Annotated in this window: 13 protein-coding genes; 10 read left to right on the forward strand and 3 right to left on the reverse strand. The window is 70.9% G+C overall.

Annotated elements, in window-relative coordinates:
• Positions 1-11: 11 nt before the first annotated feature.
• The 9 genes from Ade02nite_RS10585 to Ade02nite_RS10625 all read left to right on the forward strand — a co-directional run bounded on the left by Ade02nite_RS10585 (position 12) and on the right by Ade02nite_RS10625 (position 4,325).
• The gene (locus Ade02nite_RS10585) at positions 12-494 is read left to right on the forward strand and encodes a hypothetical protein (protein ID WP_203761402.1); all 483 of its coding nucleotides are present in this window, start codon (positions 12-14) and stop codon (positions 492-494) included.
• 186 nt (positions 495-680) lie between these two features.
• Entirely contained in the window at positions 681-938 is a 258-nt protein-coding gene (locus tag Ade02nite_RS10590) for a hypothetical protein (protein ID WP_203761403.1), read from the forward strand.
• Positions 935-1,222 (forward strand): hypothetical protein, encoded by a 288-nt coding sequence (locus Ade02nite_RS10595; protein ID WP_203761404.1) that lies wholly within the window; start codon positions 935-937, stop codon positions 1,220-1,222. The genes Ade02nite_RS10590 and Ade02nite_RS10595 overlap by 4 nt, the downstream gene beginning before the upstream one ends.
• On the forward strand, positions 1,219-1,431 hold the full coding sequence (locus tag Ade02nite_RS10600) for a hypothetical protein (protein WP_203761405.1): 213 nt from the start codon (positions 1,219-1,221) through the stop codon (positions 1,429-1,431). The genes Ade02nite_RS10595 and Ade02nite_RS10600 overlap by 4 nt, the downstream gene beginning before the upstream one ends.
• Entirely contained in the window at positions 1,428-1,652 is a 225-nt protein-coding gene (locus tag Ade02nite_RS10605) for a hypothetical protein (protein ID WP_203761406.1), read from the forward strand. Before Ade02nite_RS10600 ends, Ade02nite_RS10605 begins: the two co-directional genes overlap by 4 nt.
• 144 nt (positions 1,653-1,796) lie before the next feature.
• A complete protein-coding gene (locus tag Ade02nite_RS10610) occupies positions 1,797-1,982 on the forward strand; it encodes a hypothetical protein (protein ID WP_203761407.1) in 186 nt (61 codons plus the stop codon).
• Positions 1,983-2,370: 388 nt separating this feature from the next.
• Positions 2,371-2,946 (forward strand): hypothetical protein, encoded by a 576-nt coding sequence (locus tag Ade02nite_RS10615; protein ID WP_203761408.1) that lies wholly within the window; start codon positions 2,371-2,373, stop codon positions 2,944-2,946.
• A 109-nt stretch (positions 2,947-3,055) separates the two neighbouring features.
• Positions 3,056-3,457, forward strand: a complete 402-nt coding sequence (locus Ade02nite_RS10620; protein WP_203761409.1) for a winged helix-turn-helix domain-containing protein — start codon at positions 3,056-3,058, stop codon at positions 3,455-3,457.
• Positions 3,458-3,488: 31 nt separating this feature from the next.
• Positions 3,489-4,325: an alpha-amylase family glycosyl hydrolase gene (locus tag Ade02nite_RS10625; protein ID WP_203761417.1), complete on the forward strand. Its 837-nt coding sequence runs from the start codon at positions 3,489-3,491 to the stop codon at positions 4,323-4,325.
• On the opposite strand, the gene Ade02nite_RS10630 is transcribed toward Ade02nite_RS10625, so the two are convergent.
• The gene (locus Ade02nite_RS10630; RefSeq protein WP_203761418.1) at positions 4,322-4,594 is read right to left on the reverse strand and encodes an SCO0607 family lipoprotein; all 273 of its coding nucleotides are present in this window, start codon (positions 4,592-4,594) and stop codon (positions 4,322-4,324) included. The genes Ade02nite_RS10625 and Ade02nite_RS10630 overlap by 4 nt on opposite strands.
• 41 nt (positions 4,595-4,635) lie before the next feature.
• Positions 4,636-4,869: a hypothetical protein gene (locus Ade02nite_RS10635; protein WP_203761410.1), complete on the reverse strand. Its 234-nt coding sequence runs from the start codon at positions 4,867-4,869 to the stop codon at positions 4,636-4,638.
• A gap of 146 nt (positions 4,870-5,015) precedes the next feature.
• Between Ade02nite_RS10635 and Ade02nite_RS10640 the strand changes: the two genes are divergently transcribed.
• Positions 5,016-5,963: an NAD(P)-dependent oxidoreductase gene (locus tag Ade02nite_RS10640; protein WP_239168662.1), complete on the forward strand. Its 948-nt coding sequence runs from the start codon at positions 5,016-5,018 to the stop codon at positions 5,961-5,963.
• On the opposite strand, the gene Ade02nite_RS10645 is transcribed toward Ade02nite_RS10640, so the two are convergent.
• Entirely contained in the window at positions 5,941-6,594 is a 654-nt protein-coding gene (locus Ade02nite_RS10645; protein WP_203761411.1) for an NAD(P)H-binding protein, read from the reverse strand. The genes Ade02nite_RS10640 and Ade02nite_RS10645 overlap by 23 nt on opposite strands.
• Between the last annotated feature and the right edge of the window lie 314 nt (positions 6,595-6,908).

Below are 6,908 nucleotides of genomic sequence, written 5' to 3' on the forward strand. Positions count from 1 at the left end.
GGCTCCTCGACGTGGACGGCGTCATCAACGGCCACCCGCGCCGGTGCGGCTGGGATAGCCCGCCGAAGCGGATCAAGCCCGGCTTTCCCGTCTACTTCGCACCTGAGCTGGCCGACCACATTCGCGCCGTCCACACGTCCGGCCTCGCCGAGGTGCGCTGGTGTACCACCTGGTGCGGCTACCCGTTCGAGCTCGCCCAGCTCTCCGCGATGCTCGACTTGCCGTTCAAGCCTGCGTTCGGGGACCGACCGGCGCACCTCACCTGGGCCGACATGAAATTGGCCGCTGCGGTTGAAGTGCTGAAGTCGGGGCGCCGGCTCATCTGGGCCGACGACGAGGAAGCCGACGTGGCACCGCAGTTCTCCGCTACGGTGGCCGACGCCGAGCAGGAAGGGCGGGCGCTGCTGATCGCCCCAGAGTCGGAGCGCGGGCTGCGGCCTGAGGATCTGGACAGGACCGAGAAATTCGCGGCCGAAGCGAGGCTGGCAACATGACCACCTTCATGGACGACACCGGTCCGGCACCGCCCCTGCCGAGGACATCGACGACTGGATCGACCGCTGGCATGACGACCCGAACCCGTTCGGCCCGAAGCTGCACGACTATCTCGGGTTGACCTGGGATCAATATGCACGGTGGGTTGAGACTGGGGTACTGCCCACTGACCTGAAGGAGACCGGATGACCGACCAGCAGCCCGGCGAGTCGTGGGAGGACTGGTATCAGCGCACCAAGTCCGCCCGCGGCGCCAGCCGGGATCAGGGTGTGGCGGAGATCCGCGACAAGATCCGCCGGATCGTGCCGGAACTGGACGCCGACCCGGCCAAGGCTCGCCTGCGGATGGCGCACGTGCTGCGGGCGGCGGTTCCCACAGCGGGGGTGGACGCGGTGTGCGAGGTGCTGGCCGACTATGTGGTGCGGGAGCGGGAAGCGCGGTGAGCGAGGCAACCGACTGGTGGACGCCCGACCCGGACCATCCGGACGCCCGGCCGAACTGGGAACCCGCCGACCTTGAGAAGGGACACCTCAGCGAGGCCATCCTGCTGGCAAGCGATGGCAGCATGCGGCGGATCCTGCGCCCCGGGAGCATGACCGTCCTGCTCACCGAACCGAGCCGTCCCGTAGTTGGCGACCCGATGCCCGAACAGCAGATAGTCGTGCCCGAAGGGCAGTGCAGGATCATCCAGATGCCCGCCTGGGGTGTGGAAGTGAGCATCGGGTGAGCGGCCTGCACACCGCGCTGCTCGGCATGCTGGAGCTCGGCGACTACTTGGACGATCAGGCGATCCCCGACGAGCGGGTGCTGGGCCGGCGCGCCCCAAGCCCCCTGGAGGCGTGTGGCGCGGCGGGCACGAACGGATTGTGCGAACGGGAGCCGCACACCGGCGGGCCGCACGCCCGCATCGGCGACGGGCGGACGGAGATGTGGTGAACGACCTCGAACACTGGCGCAGCCTGCGCGGCGACGACCTCAACCGGGCGCTGCTGGCCGCCTGCTGGTATGCGCGCCCAAACGACCTGATCGGCGGCTGGTCGGTGATGCCCGTGGATCAGCCGCCGTCGTCCGGCTACCCGGAGGTCGGCTGTTTCCTGTCCCGGCCGGTCGCCGAGCACATCGCAGCCCTGCACAACGCCGGCCTGGACGCCGGGTGAGCGTCGCCCGCAGCCTCAGGCGGCGCCTGACGCGCCGCGGCACCATGCCGTGGGTGTGGTGGCAGATCCCGGTCGTGTCGCCGTACAGGGCCGGCTGGGGCTGCGGCTCTGGACGGGCACGTGTGCCGGTGGTTCGCTGTCCGCATGGACGGACACGTGCACGACTGGCGGTACGGCCGAGGTCTCGAGCACTGGTGCGCCGGCGGGGACACCGGAACGCATCCGTTTCCGTGCGACCGGCCCGACGAGCACGCCGGCGACGTGCAGCCCGGCCCGCCGGGGTGGGTGCCGACGCGTCAGCGCATCGACGGCGCGGACCTCGACCAGTGACTTTTACACAGCTGTAGAAGCCGCTGTCGGGTAAACGATCGGTCGGACGTCTCGTGTCGGCCGATGGCGCACTTCTGCCTGTCTAACCACCTGAGCGCATGATTCTTGGCCGCATCGACTGGCCACCCTGGGACCATGGCTGTGCGACATTCAGGCTCGCCGGCAATCCACGACGGCCCGCGACCGGCAACAGCGCCGAGCTGGACGGGCATGCTGACCGGACGACACGGTGTCGGTGAATGAGTAGCGACGGATAACGCGAGTAGCGACGGATCGGATACTGGTCCTAACAGGATTCAACCCGAACGGATGACAGTGCAGCCGTAACCCGGCTGGAACATTCCCAGTTGACCTAGGTGAATTTCGTTCATCCAGCTAGGGGCCACCGATGAGCTACGAATACGGCGAAACCACCGCCGAAATCCGCACCAAGCCAGACCCCATAGCCCGCAAACCGACCAGCAGTCCCGTGCGCCGGCACAGCCGCTTCGGGCTCCGCGCCTTCATTGCCGGGCTCGCCCTCGGCGCCGCCGCCATCATCATCACCCTCGCCGTCGTCGTGATCACCCACAACTCCACCTACGACAGCCCCGTGGCGAAGCTGTTCGGCATGCTCACCGTCATCGGCATGCTCGTCGTCGCCGGGGCGCTGGTCAGCGTCGGCGGGCGCGAACACGTGCTGCACACCGCCATGAGCGAAGCCCGCGACGACGTCATCGACGCCGTACGAGACGAACTCGGCCGAACCAACGCCGCGGTGCGGACCATCCGCAACGACGTGGGCGAGATCCACGATTTCATGCGGGCGGTCGCCGAGCACCTGCCCGGGGCGATGCAGCAGCAGAATTGGAAGGGTTTCAACGACGCAGTGAGGGAGGGATTCGTGCAGCAGACCGGCACGGAGCCGACTCGGGTCCGCCCCACGCACCTGGGGCTTGTGCCCCCGAAGCGCAACAACCGCTAGCACCCTCCCTCCGCGATCGTCGCGCACACGGCATCACGCGCCGAGTGGTACGGTCCACCGGTCCACCGCACCACTGCACCACCAATCGGGCATCTCTACTGTCTCCGGGATGATCAACCCGCAGCCCGGTGCGACTGTCTATGAACAGGTCGCCGCCCGGCTACGGCAGCAGATCGCCAACGGCACGTTACGACCTGGGCAGGTCGTACCGTCTGAACGTAGCCTCGCGCAGGAGTACAACATCGGCCGGCAGACGGTGAGCCGAGCGGTGAAGCTTTTGCGCGCTGAGGGACTGCTCGAGCATCGCCGCGGGCTCGGCGTGTTCGTCCGTGAACCGGCCGAAGTCTCCGAAATCAAGCCGCCGCCCGGGTCGACCGCTGTTGTGCGGATGCCGACGCCAGCAGAACGGTCCGAGCATGAGATCCCCGAGGGTCAACCGGTTGTGGTAGTTGTCCAACCCGACGGCCACACCACCGTCTACCCTGCCGATCGGTGCCGTTTGCGCTGGTAGCGCCTATAACTGACCACAAAATGCGTCACCGCTGGTACACAATGGGTCCTGCACTCCCGGCCAGCCCGAGGTGCACGCGGTCTACCGCAGCTGGCGCGCGCTGGCCGACTCGTACGACCCGCCGCGGACCCTGATCGGCGAGGTGAACCTGCCGGCGGAGCGCGCCGCCCGGTATGTCGGCCCGGACGAGCTGCACCAGGTGTTCGCCTTCGACCTGGTGCACGCGCCGTGGTCCGCCCGCGAGTGGGCGCGCGCCGGCGAGGCGCTGCTGCGGCATCTCCCGGTGACGTGGGTGGTCGAGAACCACGACGTGGTACGCACGGCCACCCGCTACGGCAACGCCTCCCGCGCCCGCGCGGCCCTGCTGGCGATCCTGTTCCTGCCCGGCGACGCGTACCTCTACCAGGGGCAGGAGCTCTCCCTGCCGGAGGTGGACGTGCCGGCCGCGGCCCGCCAGGACCCGATGTGGGTGCGCTCCGGTATCTCGCGGGACGGGTGCCGCGTGCCGCTTCCCGGCTTCTCCCCCGCCGGGGGCGCACCACCGTGGCTGCCGGTGCCGCCGGGCTGGGAGGACCACCTGAACTCGCCCACACTGCCGCTGTGCCGCGCCGCCCTGGCCCTGCGCCGCACCCTGCCGGCCGACAGCGGCGTCACCTGGTCGGTCGACGGGGACGATCGGCTGCTGGCCCGCCGGGTCAGCGGTTTCACCCTGGTCATGGCGATGGGCGGAGGGCCGGTCCCGCTGCCGCCCGGCGAGGTGCTGCTGACGAGCGCCCCGCCGGCACCGGACGGTCGGCTGCCGGTGGACGCCGCGGCGTGGGTGCGGGAGGAGCTTCCGGCCTCCGCTCTCCCCGTGACGGCGCGCTAGTTGCGGACTTCGACCACCGCGCCGGTCGCGTCGATGACGTGGGTCCGCCAGTAGACGTCCCACTCGTCGTCGGTGCGCTGCGGCTCCTGCCCCGGCGGATAGCGCACGTAGCCGGCGGGCGGCTCCTGCCCGTCGGGCACACAGGTCCGCCCGGTGTTGCCGACCTGCGCGGCCGGATATTCCCCGTTGCGGCAGATGGCCTGGTCGAGGCAGCCCGCCATCAACAGGCCGGCCGCCATCGCAACGGCGGCCAGCACCACCCCGGGCATCTTCACGGCCGCCACCCTTCGCGCGGGCTGCTCGGGCTTGTCTAGGCCGGCGGATCGGTGACCTTGGCGAGGGCGTTGATGGCGACGGCGGCGCGGATGAACTGGTTTTCGGCCAGGTCACCGATCGTGTTGATGCCGAAGGCGAGCGCCAGGCCCTGCGCCTCCTCCTCGCTGACGCCGGAGAGGGCGGACACCGGCGCGGCGACCAGCTCACGCAGGTCGAGGGAACGGAACGGCTCGTCGAGAAGGGCGTCGAGGTTGGCGGTCACTGCCATGAAGGGGCTCCCCCGTCGTGGTCGCTGCCGGACGTCCGCAGCATGGCACGGGCGGCCCGCCGCCGACCCTCCCGTTTCGGATGGCGCGAACCAATGCCGCCCGATTGGATCGGGACCCGGCGGCCGGCCGCTCCTAGTCTCGGCGCATGACCACAGGCTTTCCCGAGCCCGGCACGATGGGCGTTCCCAGGCTCGGCGCGACCGGCGGGGCCGAAGGCTCTTCCGGGCTCGGCGCGACCGGCGGGACCGTAGGCTTTCTCGGGCTCGGCGTGATGGGCGGGCCGATGGCGGCGAACCTCGCCAAGGCCGGCACCGACCTGATCGTCTGGAGCCGCACCCCGGAGCGGCCGGCACCGCCGGGCGCGGTGCGGGCCGCCGACCCGGCCGAGGTGTTCCGCCGGGCCGGCATCGTGATCCTCATGCTGTCCGGCGCGGAGGCCATCGACAGCGTCCTCACCCCGGTGCTGCCGCTGGCCGGCGACCGGCTCGTCGTCCACATGGGAACCACAGCGCCCGAGTACTCCGCCAGCCTCGGCGCCCGCATCGAGGCGGCCGGCGGCCACTACGTCGAGGCGCCGGTCTCCGGGTCACGCGGGCCGGCCGAGGCGGGCACGCTCGTCGCGATGCTGGCCGGCGACCCCGCGGAGCTCGATCGCGTACGCCCGGTGCTCGCCCCGATGTGCGCGGCCACCTTCGACTGCGGCGCGGTGCCCGGCGCGCTGCTCATGAAGCTCGCCGTCAACACGTACCTGATCAGCATGGTCACCGGCCTGGCCGAGGCGTTCCACTTCGCCGGCGGCCACGGCCTGGACCTCGCCACCCTGCGCGCGGTGCTCGACGCCGGCCCGATGGCGAGCACGGTCTCCCGCGCCAAGACCGCCAAGCTGCTCGACGGCGACTACACGGTGCAAGCCTCCGTCCGCGACGTGCTCATGAACAACGAGCTGATCGTCGCCGCCGCCCGCGCCGCCAAACTCCCGTCGCCGCTGCTCGACGTCTGCCGCGACCTCTACGCGGAGACCGCCGCCCAGGGCCGCGGCGCCACGGACATGGCCGCCGTCGTCCACGCGATCACCGCGCGCGCCACCGCCTGACGGCCTCCACCACCGGCTCGTCCCCCGACGTCACCTCGACGATCATCCGGACGACCCGCGGCTCACGCAGCACGGCGGCGAGGAACGCGGCAACGTCGTCGCGCCGCGCGTCCCCGTACAAGATCGCTGGTCCTGCCGTCACCCGGCCCTCGCCCGGGCTGTCGACGAGAGTGCCCGGCCGGACAATGACCCAGTCGAGATCCGTGCGGGTGAGGAACACGTCGGCGCGCTTCTTGACCCGCATGTAGTGCTCGAAGCCCTCGGTCCGCTGCCGCGCCCGCCCGGCGTCGGGAAAGACGGAGACGAGCACGAAGCGGCGGACCCCGGCCCGGGCGGCGGCCTCGGCGGCCTTCTCGAGACCCTTGCCGTCGATCAGCGTGGTCTGGTCCATGCCGGTGCCATGCGCGCCGGCGGTGAAGACAACCGCGTCTTGCCCGGCCATACGCCGGGCGAGCTCGCCGACGGTGTCGTGGATAAGGTCGCCGAGGAGCGGAACGGCGCCGGTCGAGTGGACGGCATCGGCCTCGTCGGGCCCGCGATGCATGCCGGTCACCTGGTCGCCGCGGCTGGTGAGCAGCTTGCTCAGGCGGCGGCCTATGCGGCCGGCCGCCCCGATCACGAACACCTTCATGCCCCACCCACAGCGCCCGCCCTCCCAAGGGGGCCCCCGCCGCTCCCATTCTGACGCAGGAGCACACGATCCCGCAGACGCCCTGTGGACAACGCGCATTGTGGATAACTCAAACGGCCGGCCCGGCGCGCGTAGCCTGGCCTACGCGGCAAAGGACGGACGGAATGGGAGGGAGCCAGCGCGAAGCGGTGCGGCAACGCAAGCACCGCGGCGGCGACGCGGGCCAGCGCGGGGGCACGCGAACCAAGCCGGCGCGGGCACGCGGGTCAAGCGGACGCGGGCACGCGAGTCAAGCGGACGCGGGCAGGCAAGCC

It is taken from the genome of Paractinoplanes deccanensis (assembly GCF_016862115.1).
Lineage (GTDB): Bacteria > Actinomycetota > Actinomycetes > Mycobacteriales > Micromonosporaceae > Actinoplanes > Actinoplanes deccanensis.